This is a genomic window from Belnapia sp. F-4-1 (assembly GCF_000802185.1).
In the GTDB taxonomy this organism is placed as follows: domain Bacteria; phylum Pseudomonadota; class Alphaproteobacteria; order Acetobacterales; family Acetobacteraceae; genus Belnapia.
This window is the reverse complement of the sequence record NZ_KN676113.1, coordinates 594,609-611,381: the sequence shown is the minus strand read 5'-3', so window position 1 is coordinate 611,381 and position 16,773 is coordinate 594,609. Positions and strand designations below refer to the sequence as shown.

Here is a 16,773-nt window from a genome sequence, read left to right as displayed (position 1 = left end):
GGAAGGTCAAGGGCCGCGCCGTTTCGCCAGGTAGCGCGCCACCGCCGCCCGGTCGGCTGCCCCGCGCAGCCCGTTGGCGCCCATCCAGAGGCCGGGGAACATCGCCTCCGGATCGACGAGGAAGCGCTCCAGCATCGCCGCATCCCAGCGCTGCCCGGCCTCGCCCGCTGCCTGGAGCACCGGCGAGTAGTCGAAGCCCGGATCGCCGCCGACCTTCCGCCCCACCACCCCGCCAAGGTTGGGGCCAGGCCCGACCGGTGCCCCCGCCGCGACGGCGTGGCAATTGGCGCAGTGGCCCCGGAACACCGCCTCGCCCTCCGCCGCCGCGGCCGGCAGGGCGAGCACCAGGAAGGCGATGAGCGGCCGCCTCACAACCCGTACTGGATGCGCAGAATCCGGTCGGTGCCGCTCTCGCCGCCCCAGGCCTCGCCCGGCACGCCGTCCATCTGGCGGATATTCGCGCCAGCCCGGTCGGACGGGAAGGACAGGAAGCTCTCATCCGCCGGATCGAAGCGCACCACCGCATTGGCGGCGAAATCCGTCAGCCAGACCTTGTCCGACGGATCGACCCAGACCGAATAGGCCCGCGGCCGCTGCCCCGGCAGGCGCCAGACCTTCCAGGACCCGTCGCGCGGGTCGTGCATGGAAACGTTGCCGCTGTTCCACTCGCTGATCCAGAGCCGCCCGGCGCTGTCGGACCAGACGCGGCGCGCGCCCTGGCCCGGCGTCGGCGGCTCGACGATCCGCACCCGCCCGGTCTCCGGGTCCTCGATCTGCGCCAGGTGGTTGCCGGCCAGCGAGACGTACCAGAGCCCGCCCTGCGGCGTCCGGGTGATGCCGTAGGCGCCGGGCCCGCGCGGCGCCTCCCAGACCTGCATCGCCTCCCGCCTCAGGTCGAAGCGGCCATAGACGCCGTTCTGCCCGGTGAACCAGTAGAGGCCCTGCCGGTCGAAGACGCCGGTATTGAGGTTGGCATTGGCGAAGCGTTCCGGCAGCCGCCAGAGCTGCACCCGGTGGTCGGCCGGATCGACCCGGGCGATGGCGTTCTGCCCGCCCTCCGTCACCCAGGCCGCCCCGTCCGGCCCGCGGATGACGCCATGCGGCGCCGCCCCCTCGCCGAGCCTCACCACGCGGATCGAGCCGTCGCGCGGGTCGAGCCGGTTCAGCGTGCCGTTGCGCTGGCCGCAGAACCACATCGTCCCGTCGCCCGCCGCCGTCACGTCGCGGGAGCCGACCCGGCTGCTGCCCGGCGTCGTGGCGTCGAACCAGGTGAGGCGATAGCCGGGCGGCACAGCGGCCGCGGCGCGGCCCGCCGGCAGGGCGAGGGCAGCGCCCAGGGCAAGGAGTCCACGACGTTGCATCGTTCCAACCTCCGGATTGCGCGGCGGCAACCCTAGCACCCGGCGGCGCGGTGCCGAACCTCTATTCCGCCGCCTTCGCCTCGCCCTTCTTCGCCGGCGCCTTCGGCGGCGCCTCGTCCCCCGCCTCCGCCGGCAGCCTGGCCGAGCGCTCCAGCGGCGCCAGCGGCTGATGCGGGATGTTGATCCCCATCTCGTAGAAGCGCCGCTTCACCCGCCGCATCATCTCGCGCTGCACCGGCCAGCGCTGCGTCGGCTCGGTGCGGACGCGGCCGCGGATTTGCACGCCCACCTGGCCCAGGCTGTCGACGCCCCAGAAGTCGAACTCGTCGCGGATCGCCGTCTTGAACCGCGCCTCGCTCCGCATCTCGGCGACGACCTCCTTGATCGCTGCCCCGGCCGCATCGGTGTCCGTCTCGTAGGCAACGAGGATGTCGACCATGGCGAAGGCGAAGTCGCGCGTGCTGTTGGTCACGGTCGTGACCGTCGAGAAGGGCACGATGTGGATCGACCCGTCCCCGTCCCTGAGCTTGATCGAGCGGATGGAGAGATGCTCCACGACGCCCCCCTTGCCGCCGACATTCACCACGTCGCCGACCGCGACGGCATCCTCGAGCAGCAGGAAGACGCCGGTGATGACGTCCTTTACCAGCGTCTGCGAGCCGAAGCCGATGGCCAGGCCGACGACGCCGGCGCCGGCCAGCAGCGGCGCCACGTTGAGCCCGAGCTGCGACAGCGCGTTCAATATGACGAAGACGAGGATGAAGACGCCGAGCACCGTCCGCAGCATGGGCAGCAGCGTCCGCACCCGGGCGCTGCGGGCGGCGTGGCTGTCGCGGGCGAGGCGCGTCAGCCGCCGCTGGATCGAGGAGTTGGCCACCTCCCACACCACCAGCGCCAGCAGCAGCGTGCAGGCGATGTTGAACAGCGTCTGCACCAGCCGGTTGCCGAGCGTCCCGTCGCGGAACCAGGCCAGCGCGCCGAAGCCCCAGGTTTCCAGCAGCAGCACCACCGCCGCCGCGCCGATCACCACCGAGACGGCGGCGCGCACCGGCGGCACATAGGTCGCCGCCCGCGCCGGCAGGCCCGGCCAGCGCTTGGCGAGGTCGTGCATCGGGTCGAGCAGCCGGTCGGTGAGGCGGATGAAGCCCTCGTCCAGCGCCTTCGCCACGCCGACGACCAGCAGGGTCAGCGCCGTGCCCCAGGCCAGCCGCTGGAAGCCGTTCTCCAGCGCCAGCGCCCAGACCACCCAGCCGGCGACCAGCCAGAGGATGACCATGACGTGCCAGATCTCGGCCAGCCGGTTGCGCAGGCCGCGCAGCACCAGCCGCGTGCGGTCCGGCACCTCGCCCGGCTCCAGCGGCTTGGCCCGCAGCGTCGAGGCCACCGCCTCGCGCTGCTGCAGCACCAGCCGCACCAGCAGCAGCGAGTTGACCAGCAGGGTGACGTTGATGATCGCGTCATAGGCCGCCCAGGGCAGGCCCAGGAACAGCCCCGCCTCGGCCACCACATAGCCGCCGACGCCGACCAGCATCAGCCGCCGCAGCCAGCCGATGCTGGCCGCCGCCGCCTGCTGCGAGCAGGGGATCAGCCGCAGGTGGTTGGAGGCCGGCGAGAGCAGCGCCCGCGCCAGGGCATAGGCCGTGCGCGAGCCCATATAGACATGAGCAATCATCAGCCCGACCAGCCGCGTGGTCGGCAGCGGCTTCACCAGCCCGATCAGCCCGTAGACCGTGAGCCCGAAGGCGGCGATCGGCAGCAGGTCGAGCAACAGGCGCAGCAGCACCAGCGGCATGCGCTTCAGCCAGGTCCATTTCTCGTGCTCGCGTGGCGCCGCGGCGTCCAGCCAGCGCCGCAGCCGCCCGAAGGCGCGGGCGACGGCCGCCTCCGCCGCCAGGCCGAGCCCGACCAGCAGCAGCAGCTTCCAGGCCGCGTCCAGCATGCGGGTCTGCGCCACCGGGTCGCGCGCCAGCTGCACCGTCGCCTCCCACAGCGCCGGCAGGTCCGCCATGGAGCGGACCGCATCGAGCAGGCTGTCGGCCATGGCGCCGATCCGGCCGGAAAGGCCCGTCAGCAGCTGCGCGCCAACCGTGTTGGGCGCGATCAGCGGTTCCGCCGGCGGGGCATCGGCCGCCGGGGCCGGGGGCGTCGCCGCTGCGGCGGGTGGGGCGGCGGGCTTGGCTGCCTGGTTCGCCCCTTGGGGCGGGCTCGCCTCCGCCTCGGCCTGCGCGGCTTCGCGGCCGGAGGGGGAGGCAGGGGTCGATGCCGGATCGGCCGCCACCGGTGCCGCGGCGCGCCCGGCCTGCGGCAGGGACCCCTCGCCGGCCGTGCCCCCATGGGCGCGGCTGGCCGCCGACAGCGCCTCCAGCGTGCGCAGGAATTCCGCCCGGCGGCCCGGGTCCTGCAACAGCGAGGTCAGCCGGTCGATATCCTCGGCGTTGAGGCTGCTCGGGGCCGTGGCCGGCCGTGCCTGGGGCGCAGGCGCCTGGGCCAGGGCAGGGCCCGCGAGCAGGAGCAGCACAGGGATGATGCGGAACAAGCTCATGGGGCCGGCAGCAACCCCATCCCCCGGCGCGGGTCAAGCGGTGAGCGCGGCATTGTAACCCGCGGTAAAGCGTTTACCTGGGAAGGATGAAGACGATCCTGACCTTCCTGGTCGCCATCGGCATGCTGGCGACCCTCGGCACACTCTTTGCCGGCATGTTCGGGCTGGCGCGGGGCGACGGCAGCGGGGAACGCTCCAACCTGCTGATGCGCTGGCGCGTGGTGATCCAGGGCATCACGCTGCTGCTATTCGCCCTGCTGCTGGCGGTTTCCCGCGGATAGCAGCCGACCGGCCCGCTTTGACAGGGCGCGCCGGGCCGACCTATTTTGCCGCGGAATTCCTGGGGGCCCGCCCCCGCCTGAGCATGACCGGCGGTCCGAGGGCCGCCGATCATGCTCAGGCTTACTGCCTTGTCGCATGGTTCACGCCTACGGCCGTTCCAGCCTTCGGCGATCATGCTTAAACGTATCGGTCTGGGGGATAGAGGTCGTGCCACGCCCCCACGATCGGCTCCGCCGCCCGTACGGGGCGCCGGGGGAATCATCAACAGCACGCAGGAAACGGCAGAGGCGATGAAGCTCCTCGTCCCCGTCAAGCGGGTCGTCGATTACAACGTGAAGGTCCGCGTGAAGGCGGATCATACCGGCGTCGAGACCGCGAACGTCAAGATGTCGATGAACCCCTTCGACGAGATTGCCGTCGAGGAAGCGGTTCGCCTGAAGGAGAAGGGCGCCGCGACCGAAATCATTGCCGTCTCCGCCGGCCCGACCGCCTGCCAGGAGCAGATCCGCACTGCCCTCGCCATGGGTGCCGATCGCGGCATCCTGATCGAGCATGACGGCATCCTGGAGCCGCTGGCGGTGGCCAAGCTGCTCAAGGCCGTCATCGCCAAGGAAAGCCCGGACCTCGTCATCCTCGGCAAGCAGGCGATCGACGACGACATGAACGCCACCGGCCAGATGCTGGCGGCGCTGCTCGGCTGGCCGCAGGGCACCTACGCCTCGAAGGTCGAGCCGGCCGACGGCGGCATCAAGGTGACGCGCGAGGTCGATGGCGGCCTCGAGCGCCTCCAGCTCAAGCTGCCGGCGATCGTCACCACCGATCTCCGCCTGAACGAGCCGCGCTACGCCTCGCTCCCCAACATCATGAAGGCCCGCAAGAAGCCGATCGAGACGCTGAAGCCGGCCGATCTCGGCGTCGACGTCTCGCCGCGCCTGACGGTGCTCAAGGTGGAGGAGCCGCCGAAGCGCCAGGCCGGTAAGAAGGTCGGCTCGGTGCAGGAACTTGTCGAGAAGCTGCGCAACGAAGCGAAGGTGATCTGACCATGGCAGTCCTGGTTCTGGCCGACCATGATGGGTCGGCGGTGACGCAGCCGACCCGCAGCGCCGTTGCGGCGGCAAGCAAGCTCGGCGACGTGACGGTGCTGGTCCTCGGCCCGCGCTCGGCGGCGGACAGCGCCGCCAAGGTCGCCGGCGTGGCGAAGGTCCTCCATACCGAGGACGCGCTCTACACCAACGGCCTCGCCGAGCCGCTGGCCGCCCTGCTGGTCTCGATGGCGCCCGAGTATTCCCACCTGCTGGCCCCGGCCTCGGCCGCCGGCAAGAACGTGATGCCGCGCCTCGCCGCCCTGCTCGACGTGCAGGTGATCTCCGACATCGCCGGCGTGGTCGATGCCGACACCTTCGTCCGCCCGATCTATGCCGGCAACGCGCTGGCGACGGTGAAGTCGGCCGACCCGAAGAAGGTCATCACCGTCCGCGCCGCGAGCTTCGACCCGGCCGCCGCCGAGGGCGGCAGCGCCGCCGTCGAGGCTGCGCCGAAGGGCGAGGATCCCGGCCTCTCCAACTTCCTCGGCGCCGAGATCGCCAAGTCCGAGCGGCCAGAGCTGACGGCAGCGAAGGTCGTCGTCTCCGGTGGCCGCGCCATGGGCTCGGCGGAGAATTTCCACATCATCGAGAGCGTGGCCGACAAGCTCGGCGCCGCCGTCGGCGCCTCGCGCGCCGCGGTCGATGCCGGCTACGCGCCGAACGACCACCAGGTCGGCCAGACCGGCAAGATCGTGGCGCCGGACCTCTACATCGCCGTCGGCATCTCGGGCGCCATCCAGCATCTGGCGGGGATGAAGGACAGCAAGGTCATCGTCGCCATCAACAAGGATGAGGAGGCGCCGATCTTCTCGGTGGCCGATTACGGCCTGGTCGGCGACCTGTTCAAGGTCATGCCGGAATTCGAGTCCGAGCTGGCGAAGAAGTAGGCCATGGCGGAGGTCAAGAAGCTCGGCGTCATCGGCGCCGGGCTGATGGGCAACGGCATCGCGCATGTCGCGGCCCTTTCCGGCGTGCCGGTGGCGCTGGTCGATGTGAACCCGGCGGCGCTCGAGAAGGCGCTGGCGACCATCGGCAAGAACCTCGACCGCCAGGCGGCGAAGGGTGGCATCGCGGCCGGTGCGAAGGAGGAGGCGCTGGCGCGCATCGCCGCCGGCACCGACTTCGCCGCCTTCGCCGATTGCGACCTCGTCATCGAGGCGGCGACCGAGAACGAGGAGATCAAGAAGAAGATCTTCTCGAGTGTCTGCCCGATCTTGCGGCCGGACGCGATCCTCGCCACCAACACCTCCTCCATCCCCATCACGCGCCTGGGTGCGGCGACGGACCGGCCCGGCCGCTTCGTCGGCATGCACTTCTTCAACCCGGTGCCGATGATGAAGCTGGTCGAGGTCATCCGCGGCCTCGCTACGGAGGATGCGACGGTTGCCGCCGTCACGGCCCTCGCCGAGCGGATGGGCAAGACGGTGGTGGCGGCGGCCGACTACCCGGCCTTCGTCGTCAACCGCATCCTCTGCCCGATGCTGAACGAGGCGATCTTCGCGCTGATGGAGGGCGTCGGCGACGTCCGCGCGATCGATGCCGGCATGAAGCTCGGCGCCAACCATCCGATGGGGCCGCTGGAGCTCAGCGACTTCGTCGGCCTCGACACGCTCTACAGCGTGCTCAAGGTGCTGCACGAGGGCTTGGGCGACCCGAAATACCGGCCCTGCCCGCTGCTGGCGAAGTATGTCGAGGCGGGATGGCTCGGCCGCAAGTCGGGCAGGGGCTTCTACGACTACTCGACCAACCCGCCGACGCCGACGCGGTAGGGCGAAGGCCGGGCGGTTTGCCGCCCGGCCATGGCGCCTCAGCCGGCCTTCTTGGTGAAGTCGACCTTGTCGTTCTCGCCGGGATGCGGCGGCTCGCCGGTGGTGACGGCCTTGATGTAGCCATAGGCATGGACAAGCGTGCTGCTCGGGCTGTCCCAGTACTCGGCGCCCTGGCATTCGACGCGGATCAGCTCGATCTTAGGGTCCTCGGCGCCGGCCGGGAACCAGACGCGCAGCGGCTCGCTCCAGAGCGCCTTCTGCTTCGCCACATCCTTCACCACCTCGGCCATGCCGTAGATGGAGACGTAGTTCTGGCTGCTGGGATCGGAGAAGGCGAGGAGGACGCGGCCGTCATCCTTGGCCTCGCCGGTGACGGGGCTGCCGGCGCTGGCGAAGAACCAGAGCACGCCGTCGAACTCCTTGTTGACCGCGCGCATCGGCCGGCCGCGGAAGCGGCCCTCGCCGTCCTGCGTGACCATCATGGTCACGTCGATGTCCTTGATCATTTCCCAGACCTTGCGCTTGGCCTCGGCGTCGCTGCGGGTTTCCGGCATGGGGGTCTCCGTTTCGGGGTGTCGGGGGACCAACGATCAGGGCGGCGGCCGGTTGCAGGCGGCCCGGCCGCGGCATAGCTTCGGCCGGCATAACCGAGGAAACCCGCGTGAGCGACGCCACCGAGCCCACCATCATCGCCCGCCGCGAAGGCGCCGCCGCGACCCTGCTGATGAACCGGCCGAAGACGCTGAACGCGCTCGACCTCGCCATGATTCGCGGCTTCCAGTCGGCGCTCGACACCTGGGGCGCGGACCCGGACGTCGCCCTCTTCATCGTCGAGGGCGCGGGCGGCAAGGCCTTCTGCGCGGGCGGCGATGTGCGGCGGGTGCGCGAGCAGGCGATCGCCGGCGACACGGCGGCCATCGAGTCCTTCTTCGCCGAGGAATATGCGGTGAACCGCGGCATCGCCACGCTGGCGAAGCCCTGGGTCTCGCTGATCGACGGCGTCTGCATGGGCGGCGGCATCGGCGTCTCGGTGCATGGTCGGCCGGTGGTCGTCACCGAGGCGGCGCTGCTGGCCATGCCGGAGACGGCCATCGCCCTCTTCCCCGATGTCGGCACCAGCCACATCCTGCCGAAGCTGCCGGGGGCCGTCGGCACCTGGCTGGCGCTGACCGGCGCGCGGCTGCGCGGGGGAGATGCGGTGGCGGCGGGGCTCGCCAGCCATTTCGTGCCGAAGGCCAGGCTGCCGGAACTGCGCGAGGCGTTGCTCGGCGGCGATGCCTCGGTGGCCGACCGCTTCGCCGAGGCGCCGCCGGAGGCCGGCTTCGCGCCGCATCGCGCCGCCATCGACCGTTGCTTCGGCCGCGACAGCATGCCTGCGATCCTGTCGGCGCTGGAGGCCGAGGGGACGGACTGGGCGGCGGAGCAGGTGAAGATCCTGCGGCGGATGTCGCCGACCAGCCTTTCGGTCTCGCTCGAGCTGCTGCGGCGCGGGGCCGGGGCCACGCTCGACGAGTGCCTGGCGATGGAGCTGGCGCTCACCCGGAGCGTGGTGAACCGGCACCCCGACTTCCGCGAGGGGGTGCGCAGCGTGCTGGTCGACAAGGGCAGCACGCCGCAATGGCAGCCGGCGACGATCGAGGAGGTCGACCCGGCCGCGATCGCCGCGATGTTCGAGGGCTAGGCCGGGGACGGCCTGGGCCCGCATCGCGGGCCCTAGCGCCCGACCAGCACCAGCACCACGCCCGCGACGACGGTGAGCGCGCCCAGCACTTCGGCCCGCGTCGGCTGCTCGCGCAGGTAGAAGCGGCTGAAGAGCAGCGTCATCAGGATTTCCACCTGACCGACGGCGCGCACCAGCGCCACCGGGGCCAGGGCGAAGGCGGTGAACCAGCAGGCCGAGCCGCAGGCGGAAAGGGCGCCGACCTGGGCGCTGGTCCGCCAGGTGGCGAAGACCGCGCGGAACTGCGCCGGCTCCCGCGCCAGCAGCCAGCTGCCTTGCATGACGGTCTGCATGATGTTGGCCGCCACCAGCGTCACCAGGGCACGCAGCACCGGATCCTCGCCGGGCAATGCCAGGTTGGCGCTTTTGATGAGGACGCTGGTGAGGGCGAAGAAGAAGCCCGAGGCGAGGCCGCAGACGGCGGCCGGCTGCACGGTGGCGCGGGCCAACTCCCGCCATGAGGCGGCGCGGCCGGCGAGCGAGAGCCAGAGCACGCCGGCCACCCCGATGCCGATGCCGCACCAGGCGAGGGCCGAGATGCGCTCGCCGAGCAGGATGAGGGCGAGGATGGCGCCCTGCACCGCCTCGGTCTTCGCATAGGCCGTGCCGACGGCGAAGCCGCGATGGCCGAAGGCCATGATGAGCAGGTTGGTGCCGAGGATCTGGCCGAGCCCGCCGGCGGCGGCGAAGAGGAGGAAGGCGAGGGTCGGCGACGGCAGCGTGCCGCCGAAGATCAGCAGGTACAGCGCCAACAGCAGGGCGCCGACCGGCACGCCGTAGAGGTAGCGCACCACCGCCGCCGCATTGACCGAGAGCTGGCCGCGCAGCCGCTGCTGCATGGCCGTGCGCCAGGTCTGGAACAACGCGGCGGCCAGGGTCACCGGCAGCCAGAGCGGCGAGAGAATCATTGCGGACGAAGCTGCGGCGAGCCTCAGCCCGCGTCAAGCTGCAGCCCCTCCTTGCGGATCACCTGCCCCCACTTCTCGATCTCGCCGTTGACGAAGGCGGCGTATTGCTCGAGCGAGCCGTAGAGCGAGACGCCGCCCATCTCGCGCCAGCGGGCCTTCACCTCCTCCGTCTCGTGCCAGGACTTCATGGCGCGGTTGATCGCCTCGGCGATGGGGCGGGGCGTGGCGGCGGGGACGAAGATGCCGAACCAGGTGTTGACGTCGAACTGCGCCAGCTCCGGCATCGTCTCGCGCGCGGCGGGGATGTCGGGAAGGGAGAAGTTGCGGTCGGCGCTGCTGACGGCGAGCGCCCGGACGCGGCCGGCCCTGATCTGCTGGATGCCGCTCGTCAGGTTGTCCCACATGTACTGGATGTTGCCGGCCACCAGCTCCACCGCCGCCGGGCCGGCGCCGCGGAAGGGGACGTGGATCGACTCCGTCCCGGTCGCCTGGTTGAACCAGACGCCGGTGAGGTGCGGCGACTGGCCGACGCCGGGAGAGCCGTAACTGATCTTGCCGGGATTGGCCTTCAGATAGGCCACGAGCTCGGGCAACGAATTCGCCGGCACCGACGGGTGGACGACGAGGACGTTCGGCCCACGCACGGTGCCGGCGACGGGGAGCAGGCTGGTGCGGTCATAGGGGAGGCTGCGGTAGAGCGAGAGGCCGATGGCCTGCGGGCCGATATTGCCGAGCAGCAGGTTCAGCCCGTCCGGCGCGGCGCGCACGATCTCCGCCGTGCCGATGACGCCGCCGGCGCCGGAGCGGTTCTCGACCACGCAATTCTGGCCGAAATGGCTCTGCAGGTAGGGGGCGAGCAGGCGGGCGCTGATGTCGGCCGTGCCGCCGGGGGCGGCCGGGACGACGATGCGGATGGGCTGGCTCGGGCGCCACTCGGCCTGGGCCAGGGCGGGGGTGGCGAGCAGGCTGGCGAGCGCCGTGCGGCGGGTGATGCGTGTCATGGAGTTCCTCCCGGGAGTTGGCGGGGAAGATGACTCGAAACGATCGGCCGGGCCAGTCATGCCGGCTCCATCCATCGCGGGATGCGGGCGCGGCCTGCGACGAAGCGGTGCATCGAGTGCAGCGTGCGCCAGAGCTGCCTGGGCGGGTGCCAGGGGCGCTCCAGCATGGACTGGGCGAAGCGGGTGAAGACGGGTTGGTAGGTTTCGGACAAATCCGGGTCGGGGAGGAACTGCGACGGCGCAGGCAGCGCGGAGAACAGCTTCAGGCGGCGGGCGAGGACGATGGCGTGGAGATTGCCGCAAAGGCGGATGGCGCGGCGGAAGGCGCAGATGCGGTGCGCCAGGGTTGCGAGGCGCCGCGGGTGCATGGCCAGCGCCACGAGCAGGCGGGGCCAGAGGCCGGCGCGGGCCCAGCGGCGGTAGGAGCGCGAGACGGTGTCCGGCTTGCCGTGCCCGGGCGGCAGCAGGCGCCAGGGCGCGCGGCCGCCCTGGTGCTTGGTGGTGGCCCAGCGGAAGATGGCGTCGAGCCGGGCGCGCGGGGTGCCGTCGAGCGGCCGGCCGCGCTCGTGCAGTCCGCCGCAGCCCATGGCGGCCATGAGCGGTTCCATTTCGGCCCATTCGCGGTCGGTCATGGGCGCCCAGGGTCGGGGCGGCGTCAGGCAGGTGAGCGGGTCGAGGTAGATGCGGCGGAGGATGTCGTGCCGCGCGAGGAAGTCGGCAGGGAAGAGGCCGGCGGGGATGGGGTCGGGGCGGCGCGGCTTGCAGCGGGGCATGGGGTTGGGCTCCGCGGTGGAGCCTCGAACATAGCAAGAACGATACGAAAACGCAAGGTCGTATTGCCGGGCCGTCAGGGCGCGGCCGGGCGGTCCTCCCCGGTGATCGCGCGGATGACGCGGCAGGGGTTGCCCGCCGCGAAGACCCCGGGCGGGATGTCGCGCGTCACGACGCTGCCGGCGCCGATCACGCTGCCCGCGCCGATGTTGACGCCGGGCAGGATGAAGGCCCCGGCGCCGACCCAGACATCGGCGCCGATCTCGACCGGCTTGCCGTATTCCTGCCGCCGCCGGAGCGCGGCATCGAGCGGATGCATCGGCGTCAGGATCTGCACGCCGGGCCCGAACAGCGTGTAGTCGCCGATGCGGACCCGGCAGACATCGAGGACGATGCAGTTGAAGTTGAAGAAGACGCGCTCGCCGAGCTCGATGTTGGTGCCGTAGTCGCAGAAGAAGGGCGGCTGCATCCAGACCGTGTCGCCGCCCCGGCCGAAGAGCTGGCGGCAGAGGTCGCGGCGGAGCTCCTCGTCGGCCTCGTTGCCGGCGTTGAGCCTTTGGCACAGCTCGCGGGCCCGGATGCGCCCGGCGACGAGGCCGGGATCGAGGGCGTCGTAGAGCTCGCCGGCCAGCATCTTCTCGCGTTCGGTGGGCATGGGCGGGTCCTGTCCTGTTTGGCGGGTCAACCCTCGACCAGGCCGAGGCCGTTGAGGCCCGGCAGCATCTCCGGCCAGCGGCGGGCCTCGGCGGATTGCAGGAGGATGCGGGCCCAGGCCACCCAGCCGGACCAGGCGATGCGCTTGTCCCAGGCGACGCCCCAATCGGACAGCAGGGCGAGGCCGGCGCCGGCGTGGAGGGCGGCGGCGTTCCAATCGCCGGCGGCCAGGGCGAGCTGGGCGAGGAGCAGGCGCGGTTCGGCGACATAGGGGTTGTGGGTCGCGGCGACTTCAAGCGCGCGGCGGGTGGGGTCGGGGCTGGCGACGGGCAGGGCACGCGTCACCGCCTGCCAGTAGAGCGCCGCGGCGGCGAGCTCGTCGGCAGGGTCGAGGCGTGCCGTGCAGCGGGCGAAGACCGGGGGCGTGGGGATGCCCCATTCGGGCGGCATCTCCGACAGCGGCAGGGCGAGGCGGGAAAGGGTGGAGAGGGCGGTCGAGGTCGGCTTGAGGGGGCCGGGCCAGAGGGCGGCGGCCCAGTGGTCCGCGACGCGCCGGGGCTTGGATGGGCCAGGGAAGCCGGGGAAGAGTTCGTCCTGCCAGGAGTGCCACTGCTCGGCGATGTCGGCGATGGTGGCGATGGCGAAGACCGCGACGTCCTTGGTGCTCAGCAGGATGGCGGGGGCGCCTTCGCGCTCGAGGACCATGCCTTCCTCGGGCAGGTCGCCCTCCTCCAGCAGGCGCCGGGTGAAGAGGGTGCGGGGCATGGTGCAGAAGAGGTGGACCAGGCGCTCCGCCTCCTCGCCGAGGGCCTGGCGGAGCGGGGCGCGGTCGGCGAAGAGCTTCAGGTCCACGTATTCGTTCGAGTAGACGCTGTGGAAGAGGCCGAGCAGGCGGATCTCGCGCGGCATGTCCCAGAGGGCGAGCGTGCGGTAGAGGCCGAGCAGGTGGTCCTTGAAGGTGCCGGCCTTGTGCCAGTCCTCGCCTGCGGCGCGGGAGAAGAGCAGTTCCAGCAGCTGGGGGAGCTCGGGGTCGATCGCGGCCCAGTCGTCCGCAAGCAGGGGCCTGACGAGGGGGTGCATCATGGCTCGACCTGGTAGCGGAAGTCGCAATGGGTGGCGCCGCCCATCAGCGTCTGGGTGCGGGTCAGCCTGAGCTTCGGGTCGTAGCCCTCGCAGAAGGCGCCGTCGCGGTTGCAGGAGAGGACGGCGCCGAGATCGGCGAGGCCCATGGCACGGTACATCTCCGAATACTTGCAGCGGGTGACGTTGAAGCCGTAGCTGGTCTCGGTGCGATCGGTGACCTCGATGCGGAGCGCGTCGTCGCGGGTCCAGCGCTCCTGGATGGCGATGAAGTGGTCGAGGCTGGGGCCTTCGGGCGCTTCGGCGGCCATCTCGGCGGCGGTCTGCTTCGCCAGCTTGACGATGGCGCGCGACAGGATGGCGCGGGCCTGCTCGGGGCCGAGCTCGGCGGCCATCTCCTCGTAGATGCCCTTAGCGAAGGCGGCTTCGATGCGGCGCTGTTCGAGGATGCCGATGCTGCTCATCGCGGGGCTCCGGTGGTGGGGAAAGGGAGCGTAGATGGGCGGGGGCTGGACCGGAAGGCCGCCCGGGGCCAGATGAGCGGCGACGGGAGCGGGAAGGTCATGGCACTGGACGCCGATCTGCTGATCGACAGGAGGCGGCTGAAGCGGCGCCTGGCGCTGTGGCGGGGCTTCGCCCTGCTGCTGGTGCTGGGGGCGGCGCTGGCCTGGCTGGGGCGCGCGGGCGAGTTGCCGGGGATCGGCGCCGGCCGGGTGGAGCGGCTCACCGTCTCCGGCTTCATTGGCGACGACCGCAAGGTGCAGGAAGCGCTCGACCGGCTTGCCAAGGATTCGGGGGTGCGGGCGGTGATCGTCGCCATCGACAGCCCCGGCGGGACGGTGGGCGGGGGCGAGGCGCTGCATGCGGCGCTCAGTCGGCTCAGGGCGGCGAAGCCGGTTGTCGCGGTGATGCGGGGGACGGCGGCCTCGGCGGGCTACATGACGGCGGTGGCGGCGGAGCGGATCTTTGCGCGGGAATCGACGCTGACGGGCTCCATCGGCGTCATCCTGCAGACCTTCGATACCTCGGAGCTGCTGGCGCGGCTGGGGGTGAGGGGGGACGCGCTGGTCTCGGGGCCGCTGAAGGACCAGCCGAATCCGTTCCATCCCCTGTCGCCGGACGGGCGGGCGGCGTTGCAGGGTGTGGTCGGCGACATGTATGCGCAATTCGTCGAGAAGGTGGCGGCGGGGCGGCGCATGCCGGTCGAGCAGGTGCGGGGGCTGGCGGACGGGCGGGTCTTCACCGGGCGGCAGGCGCTGGAGGCGGGGCTGGTCGATGCGATCGGCGGCGAGGCGGAGGCCAGGGCCTGGCTGGCGGCCGAGCGGGGGGTGCCGGCCGAGCTTCCGGTGCGGGACATCGAGACGCGGAACATGGCGGAGCGGCTGGCCGGGGCGGCCTTTGGCGGCTTGGCGAAAACCGTGGTTTCAGAATGGCTTGGCGTTGACGGGATCGGCCTGCTCTGGCAGCTTCCGCGGTGAGGGGCAGGATGGGGCGGCGATGACGAAGAGCGAGCTGATCGCGCATCTGGCGGCGGAGAACCCGCATCTGCGGCAGCCCGATATCGAGCTGATCGTGGCGACCATCTTCGAGGAGATCACCGACGCGCTGACCCGGGGCGACCGGGTGGAGCTGCGCGGCTTCGGCGCCTTCTCGGCCAAGAAGCGGGACCCACGGACGGGGCGCAACCCGCGCACCGGGGCGGCAGTTCCGGTGGAGGGCAAGGCCGTCCCCTATTTCAAGCCGGGCAAGGAGCTGCGCGAGCGGGTGAATGACGGGCCCGCCCCGGCCGCGCCGCGTCCGGCCCGCGCCGCGGCCAGTTCGTGAAGGACACCTTTTGATGCTGCGACTGATCCTGCTGCTGCCCGTGCTGGTGTTGCTGGTGCTTTTCGGCCTGTCGAACCGGGAGGAGGTGCTGCTGCATCTCTGGCCCTTCGACCTGGCCTGGGCGGTGCCGCTCTCGACCGCGATGCTGGTCTTCGCCGCCGTGTTCTTCCTGTTCGGCGCGCTGGTGGCCTGGGTGGCGGGGCTGCCGGCCCGGGCGCGGGCGCGGCGGGCGGAGCGGGCGGCGCAGGTGCTGGAGGCGGAGCTGAACGAGCATCGCGCCGCGGCGGCACGGCAGGTGGGGCCGGTGCCGCAGCGGGCGGGGACCAGCCTCGTGATCTCGCAGCGGCCGGCGGCCTGAGGCGCATGCTGGCGCGTCCCCGAGGGGGGGCCGAGCGGGTCATCCCGGCGATCGATACGCCGGATATCGGGCGTGCCGAGGCCTTGGCGCGGGCGCTGGCGCCGGGGTGTGGGGCGGTGAAGCTCGGCTTGGAGCTGTTCACGGCCTGCGGACCGGAGGCGGTCAGGCGGGTGGCGCCGGTGGCGCCAGTGTTCCTCGACCTCAAGCTGCATGACATCCCGAACACCGTCGCCGGGGCGGTGCGGTCGCTGCTGCCCTTGCGGCCGGCGATGCTGACGCTGCACGGTGCGGGCGGGGCGGCGATGATCGCGGCGGCGCGCGAGGCGGCCGAGGCGGCGGGGGAGGCGAGGCCGATCTTGCTCGCCGTTACCGTGCTGACCAGCCTCGATGCCGGGGCGCTGGCGGAGACGGGCATCGCCGGCGGGCCGGTGCAGCAGGTGCTGCGGCTGGCGCGGCTGGCGCTCGGTGCCGGGGCGGATGGGCTGGTCTGCTCGCCGCGCGAGGTGGGGCCGGTCCGCGATGCCTTCGGCGAGGCGCCCTTGCTGGTGGTGCCGGGGGTGCGGCCGGCGGGGAGCGCGGTGGGCGACCAGGCGCGGGTGGCGACGCCGGAGGAGGCCGTGGCCGCTGGGGCGGACTGGATCGTGGTCGGGCGGCCCATTACCGGGGCGGCGGATCCGGTGGCGGCGCTTCGGGCAATCGGCGGGGCGCTGGCGTGATCGAGGTGAAGATTTGCGGGGTCCGCGATGCGGCGGGCTTCGATGCGGCGGCGGCGGCGGGGGCGGCGATGGTCGGCTTCGTCTTCTACCCGCCCTCGCCGCGGGCGGTGACGCCGGAGGAGGCTGCGGCGCTGTCGGCGCGGATCGAGGGCGGGCCGGTGCGGGTCGGGCTGTTCGTCGATCCGACCGATGAGGAAATCGCGGCGGTGCTGGCCGTGGTGCCGCTCGGGCTCATCCAGCTGCATGGGGCGGAGAGCCCGGAGCGGTGCGCGGCGATCCGGGCACGGTTCGGGGTGCCGGTGATGAAGGCGGTGGGCATCGGCGGCGAGGCGGATTTCGCTGCCCTCGATGCCTATGCGCCGGTGGTGGATCGGTTCCTGCTCGATGCCAAGCCGCCGGCGGGGGCGAGCCTGCCGGGGGGGAATGCGGCGGCCTTCGACTGGGGGCTGACGGCGGGGCGGGTGATCGCGCGTCCCTGGCTGCTGGCCGGCGGGCTGACGCCGGAGACGGTGGCGGAGGCGATCCACCGGAGCGGCGCGGCGGGGGTGGACGTGTCCTCCGGCGTCGAGCGGGCGCGGGGGGTGAAGGATCCGGGGCGGATCAGGGAATTCGTGCGGGCGGCGAGGAGGCTGCGCGGAGGCGCATCGGAAGGCTAGGGCCGCCGGTGCCTGAGATGGGCAAGATGGGACCATCGAGCGGGAT

Annotated in this window: 20 protein-coding genes; 10 read left to right on the top strand and 10 right to left on the bottom strand. The window is 71.9% G+C overall.

Features of this window, described 5'->3' with window-relative positions:
• Positions 1 to 6: 6 nt before the first annotated feature.
• The 3 genes from LH62_RS03130 to LH62_RS03120 all read right to left on the bottom strand — a co-directional run bounded on the left by LH62_RS03130 (position 7) and on the right by LH62_RS03120 (position 3,903).
• Positions 7 to 372 carry a cytochrome c family protein gene (locus tag LH62_RS03130; RefSeq protein WP_043359193.1) on the bottom strand — a complete coding sequence of 122 codons (366 nt, stop codon included), beginning with the start codon at positions 370 to 372 and terminating at the stop codon, positions 7 to 9.
• Positions 369 to 1,361, bottom strand: coding sequence for a lyase (locus tag LH62_RS03125; RefSeq protein WP_043359191.1), 993 nt, complete (start codon positions 1,359 to 1,361; stop codon positions 369 to 371). Before LH62_RS03125 ends, LH62_RS03130 begins: the two co-directional genes overlap by 4 nt.
• Positions 1,362 to 1,422: 61 nt before the next feature.
• Complete coding sequence (locus LH62_RS03120) at positions 1,423 to 3,903, bottom strand: mechanosensitive ion channel domain-containing protein (protein WP_043359189.1); 2,481 nt, start codon at positions 3,901 to 3,903, stop codon at positions 1,423 to 1,425.
• A gap of 86 nt (positions 3,904 to 3,989) precedes the next feature.
• Between LH62_RS03120 and LH62_RS03115 the strand changes: the two genes are divergently transcribed.
• From LH62_RS03115 to LH62_RS03100, 4 genes are all read left to right on the top strand, one after another.
• Entirely contained in the window at positions 3,990 to 4,184 is a 195-nt protein-coding gene (locus LH62_RS03115) for a twin transmembrane helix small protein (protein WP_043359187.1), read from the top strand.
• A 291-nt stretch (positions 4,185 to 4,475) separates the two neighbouring features.
• A complete protein-coding gene (locus LH62_RS03110) occupies positions 4,476 to 5,225 on the top strand; it encodes an electron transfer flavoprotein subunit beta/FixA family protein (protein WP_043359185.1) in 750 nt (249 codons plus the stop codon).
• Positions 5,226 to 5,227: 2 nt separating this feature from the next.
• Positions 5,228 to 6,157, top strand: coding sequence for an electron transfer flavoprotein subunit alpha/FixB family protein (locus LH62_RS03105; RefSeq protein WP_043359183.1), 930 nt, complete (start codon positions 5,228 to 5,230; stop codon positions 6,155 to 6,157).
• A 3-nt stretch (positions 6,158 to 6,160) separates the two neighbouring features.
• Positions 6,161 to 7,039: a 3-hydroxybutyryl-CoA dehydrogenase gene (locus tag LH62_RS03100; RefSeq protein WP_043359182.1), complete on the top strand. Its 879-nt coding sequence runs from the start codon at positions 6,161 to 6,163 to the stop codon at positions 7,037 to 7,039.
• Between the two features lie 38 nt (positions 7,040 to 7,077).
• Here LH62_RS03100 and LH62_RS03095 read toward each other — a convergent pair whose 3' ends face one another.
• Complete coding sequence (locus LH62_RS03095; RefSeq protein WP_043359180.1) at positions 7,078 to 7,593, bottom strand: pyridoxamine 5'-phosphate oxidase family protein; 516 nt, start codon at positions 7,591 to 7,593, stop codon at positions 7,078 to 7,080.
• 107 nt (positions 7,594 to 7,700) lie between these two features.
• Between LH62_RS03095 and LH62_RS03090 the strand changes: the two genes are divergently transcribed.
• Positions 7,701 to 8,720, top strand: a complete 1,020-nt coding sequence (locus LH62_RS03090; protein WP_052213651.1) for an enoyl-CoA hydratase/isomerase family protein — start codon at positions 7,701 to 7,703, stop codon at positions 8,718 to 8,720.
• 32 nt (positions 8,721 to 8,752) lie between these two features.
• Here the strand turns inward: LH62_RS03090 and LH62_RS03085 are convergent, their stop codons facing one another.
• The 6 genes from LH62_RS03085 to LH62_RS03060 form a co-directional block, all read right to left on the bottom strand.
• Complete coding sequence (locus LH62_RS03085; protein ID WP_043359178.1) at positions 8,753 to 9,667, bottom strand: DMT family transporter; 915 nt, start codon at positions 9,665 to 9,667, stop codon at positions 8,753 to 8,755.
• A gap of 23 nt (positions 9,668 to 9,690) precedes the next feature.
• The gene (locus LH62_RS03080; RefSeq protein WP_043359176.1) at positions 9,691 to 10,668 is read right to left on the bottom strand and encodes a tripartite tricarboxylate transporter substrate binding protein; all 978 of its coding nucleotides are present in this window, start codon (positions 10,666 to 10,668) and stop codon (positions 9,691 to 9,693) included.
• Between the two features lie 56 nt (positions 10,669 to 10,724).
• On the bottom strand, positions 10,725 to 11,441 hold the full coding sequence (locus tag LH62_RS03075) for a transposase (protein ID WP_052213650.1): 717 nt from the start codon (positions 11,439 to 11,441) through the stop codon (positions 10,725 to 10,727).
• Between the two features lie 74 nt (positions 11,442 to 11,515).
• On the bottom strand, positions 11,516 to 12,094 hold the full coding sequence (locus LH62_RS03070) for a sugar O-acetyltransferase (RefSeq protein ID WP_043359174.1): 579 nt from the start codon (positions 12,092 to 12,094) through the stop codon (positions 11,516 to 11,518).
• A 26-nt stretch (positions 12,095 to 12,120) separates the two neighbouring features.
• On the bottom strand, positions 12,121 to 13,176 hold the full coding sequence (locus LH62_RS31785) for a DUF6817 domain-containing protein (RefSeq protein ID WP_043359173.1): 1,056 nt from the start codon (positions 13,174 to 13,176) through the stop codon (positions 12,121 to 12,123).
• Positions 13,173 to 13,637 carry an L-2-amino-thiazoline-4-carboxylic acid hydrolase gene (locus tag LH62_RS03060; RefSeq protein WP_043359172.1) on the bottom strand — a complete coding sequence of 155 codons (465 nt, stop codon included), beginning with the start codon at positions 13,635 to 13,637 and terminating at the stop codon, positions 13,173 to 13,175. Before LH62_RS03060 ends, LH62_RS31785 begins: the two co-directional genes overlap by 4 nt.
• A 99-nt stretch (positions 13,638 to 13,736) precedes the next feature.
• On the opposite strand from LH62_RS03060, the gene sppA reads away from it, so the two are divergent.
• The 5 genes from sppA to LH62_RS03035 are packed head-to-tail and all read left to right on the top strand — an operon-like array spanning position 13,737 to position 16,727.
• Positions 13,737 to 14,651 (top strand): signal peptide peptidase SppA, encoded by a 915-nt coding sequence (sppA, locus tag LH62_RS03055; protein WP_043365059.1) that lies wholly within the window; start codon positions 13,737 to 13,739, stop codon positions 14,649 to 14,651.
• A gap of 19 nt (positions 14,652 to 14,670) precedes the next feature.
• Positions 14,671 to 14,997: an integration host factor subunit beta gene (gene ihfB / locus LH62_RS03050; protein WP_043359171.1), complete on the top strand. Its 327-nt coding sequence runs from the start codon at positions 14,671 to 14,673 to the stop codon at positions 14,995 to 14,997.
• Positions 14,998 to 15,010: 13 nt separating this feature from the next.
• On the top strand, positions 15,011 to 15,355 hold the full coding sequence (locus LH62_RS03045) for a lipopolysaccharide assembly protein LapA domain-containing protein (RefSeq protein ID WP_043359170.1): 345 nt from the start codon (positions 15,011 to 15,013) through the stop codon (positions 15,353 to 15,355).
• Positions 15,356 to 15,360: 5 nt separating this feature from the next.
• Complete coding sequence (pyrF, locus tag LH62_RS03040; protein WP_043359169.1) at positions 15,361 to 16,071, top strand: orotidine-5'-phosphate decarboxylase; 711 nt, start codon at positions 15,361 to 15,363, stop codon at positions 16,069 to 16,071.
• A complete protein-coding gene (locus tag LH62_RS03035) occupies positions 16,071 to 16,727 on the top strand; it encodes a phosphoribosylanthranilate isomerase (RefSeq protein ID WP_052214925.1) in 657 nt (218 codons plus the stop codon). Before pyrF ends, LH62_RS03035 begins: the two co-directional genes overlap by 1 nt.
• Positions 16,728 to 16,773: the final 46 nt, after the last annotated feature.

Coding starts and splice junctions, on each gene's coding strand:
- LH62_RS03125 (WP_043359191.1), bottom strand. CDS start 1,361: ATGCAACGTCGTGGACTCCTTGCCCTGGGCGCTGCCCTCGCCCTGCCG.
- LH62_RS03120 (WP_043359189.1), bottom strand. CDS start 3,903: ATGAGCTTGTTCCGCATCATCCCTGTGCTGCTCCTGCTCGCGGGCCCT.
- LH62_RS03115 (WP_043359187.1), top strand. CDS start 3,990: ATGAAGACGATCCTGACCTTCCTGGTCGCCATCGGCATGCTGGCGACC.
- LH62_RS03110 (WP_043359185.1), top strand. CDS start 4,476: ATGAAGCTCCTCGTCCCCGTCAAGCGGGTCGTCGATTACAACGTGAAG.
- LH62_RS03105 (WP_043359183.1), top strand. CDS start 5,228: ATGGCAGTCCTGGTTCTGGCCGACCATGATGGGTCGGCGGTGACGCAG.
- LH62_RS03100 (WP_043359182.1), top strand. CDS start 6,161: ATGGCGGAGGTCAAGAAGCTCGGCGTCATCGGCGCCGGGCTGATGGGC.
- LH62_RS03095 (WP_043359180.1), bottom strand. CDS start 7,593: ATGCCGGAAACCCGCAGCGACGCCGAGGCCAAGCGCAAGGTCTGGGAA.
- LH62_RS03085 (WP_043359178.1), bottom strand. CDS start 9,667: ATGATTCTCTCGCCGCTCTGGCTGCCGGTGACCCTGGCCGCCGCGTTG.
- LH62_RS03080 (WP_043359176.1), bottom strand. CDS start 10,668: ATGACACGCATCACCCGCCGCACGGCGCTCGCCAGCCTGCTCGCCACC.
- LH62_RS03075 (WP_052213650.1), bottom strand. CDS start 11,441: ATGCCCCGCTGCAAGCCGCGCCGCCCCGACCCCATCCCCGCCGGCCTC.
- LH62_RS03070 (WP_043359174.1), bottom strand. CDS start 12,094: ATGCCCACCGAACGCGAGAAGATGCTGGCCGGCGAGCTCTACGACGCC.
- LH62_RS31785 (WP_043359173.1), bottom strand. CDS start 13,176: ATGATGCACCCCCTCGTCAGGCCCCTGCTTGCGGACGACTGGGCCGCG.
- LH62_RS03060 (WP_043359172.1), bottom strand. CDS start 13,637: ATGAGCAGCATCGGCATCCTCGAACAGCGCCGCATCGAAGCCGCCTTC.
- sppA (WP_043365059.1), top strand. CDS start 13,737: ATGGCACTGGACGCCGATCTGCTGATCGACAGGAGGCGGCTGAAGCGG.
- ihfB (WP_043359171.1), top strand. CDS start 14,671: ATGACGAAGAGCGAGCTGATCGCGCATCTGGCGGCGGAGAACCCGCAT.
- LH62_RS03045 (WP_043359170.1), top strand. CDS start 15,011: ATGCTGCGACTGATCCTGCTGCTGCCCGTGCTGGTGTTGCTGGTGCTT.
- pyrF (WP_043359169.1), top strand. CDS start 15,361: ATGCTGGCGCGTCCCCGAGGGGGGGCCGAGCGGGTCATCCCGGCGATC.